This window comes from Acinetobacter tandoii DSM 14970 = CIP 107469 (assembly GCF_000400735.1).
In the GTDB taxonomy this organism is placed as follows: domain Bacteria; phylum Pseudomonadota; class Gammaproteobacteria; order Pseudomonadales; family Moraxellaceae; genus Acinetobacter; species Acinetobacter tandoii.
Genome location: NZ_KE007356.1, coordinates 1 through 1,452, shown reverse-complemented (window position 1 = coordinate 1,452; position 1,452 = coordinate 1). Strand labels below are relative to the sequence as shown.

Genomic DNA, 1,452 nt, shown 5'->3' with positions numbered 1-1,452 from the left:
AAAAAAAGCAAGCTTGCAGGCTCACTTTTTTCTCATTGTTTAACAAATACTTAAAGCATCAGTAAACGCAAATTAGTTACTTGTTATTTTACTGATGTTTTGAGCATTTGCAACCTTTAGAACGTTGCATAATATGAATAATGCTCAATTAATAGATTTTTTTACTAATCTTGCTCATAAACCATACTGTGCAGATGATTTACTGTATGGCTTAAAAATAAGACCGAAAAAAACGGCAATCAATATGCAGTACATACAAGGGAATCAGCCTTGTATGTTTCATTACTTCTTTTTTGACATAGACCGTTCAGATGCAGTCATGGCGTGGCATGAAGAAAATTTACCAATGCCCTACTGGACAGCACAAACACAAAAAAATGGTCATGCTCATCTCTGCTATAAATTAGAAATTCCATTGTGTACCAGTGAGTTTGGCAGTCAAAAAGCAATAGCCTACGCTTCAAAGGTACAAGCAGGGCTTGCCAACAAACTTGGTGCAGACGTTGGTTATAGTCATCTCATTACGAAAAATCCATTTCATAAAGACTGGCGTGTCACTTTTTGGACTGAACAAGCCTATACGCTCGATTATTTAGCTGATTTTGTAGAGTTGCCCAAGAAATTAAGCAAAGAACAGGAAGTTTTAGGACTTGGGCGCAACTGTATTATGTTTGATACAGTGCGTAAATGGGCATATAAAGCGATTAGAGCGCATCGAGGAAGTACATTTGATGTTTGGTTAGGTGAAGTCTTAAAACAGTGTAAGAACGTAAATAATGCGTTTTTAGAGCCATTACTATATTCAGAGGTTAAAGCAACAGCAAAAAGCATTGCTCGATATTGTTGGAAAAAAGACGGCTATCATTATCAGGAATTTATAGATCGTCAGAGTAAAAAAGGTGCGATTGGAGGAAAAATATCTAAAAGAAAACCAGTTCCTACCTCAGAAGCTACTACTAAACCGTGGCTTGCTTTAGGAATTTCTCAAAGTACTTATTACAGACGTAAAAAATTAAAGAATTTGTAATAGGACTCCATCATTTATCTTTAGGAAAATAATGGAGCTAGTAAGGCTTAAAGTTATTTTATTGAGGATAGTTTTTCCTATGAAGTACAGCCATTTCCGTCAATGTATCTATAAGATATTTTCCATTAGTTTTTGACATGAAAGCAGCTTTTTTATGATGTGAAGCTATTCCTACAGGTTCAATATATGTACTTTCAACCACTCCAGAACCTTTGACTACTTCAATAACGAAACCAACATCTTTCCCATCTGCTTTTTGACCAAATCCAACAATTACAGTAGCGCCAATATTTTTAGCTAATTGGGGATCATTGTATGTATTGAAACGCAAGGTAGGGAAATCAATTCCTTCACTATTAAACCAGCTCTCTGCTTCATCAATAGAATCAAAAGAACTTATTGCTTTCTTTCTTCTTGAAAAAAAA

2 protein-coding genes are annotated in these 1,452 nt (G+C 35.1%); one reads left to right on the top strand and one right to left on the bottom strand.

Annotation, left to right across the window (positions count from 1 at the left end; genetic code table 11):
- The first annotated feature begins 133 nt into the window (after positions 1-133).
- Positions 134-1,027 carry a replication initiation protein gene (locus tag I593_RS00110; RefSeq protein ID WP_016165582.1) on the top strand — a complete coding sequence of 298 codons (894 nt, stop codon included), beginning with the start codon at positions 134-136 and terminating at the stop codon, positions 1,025-1,027.
- A 58-nt stretch (positions 1,028-1,085) separates the two neighbouring features.
- Here I593_RS00110 and I593_RS20560 read toward each other — a convergent pair.
- The coding region (locus tag I593_RS20560) for a hypothetical protein (protein ID WP_016165581.1) at positions 1,086-1,452 on the bottom strand (367 nt) is incomplete at its 5' end.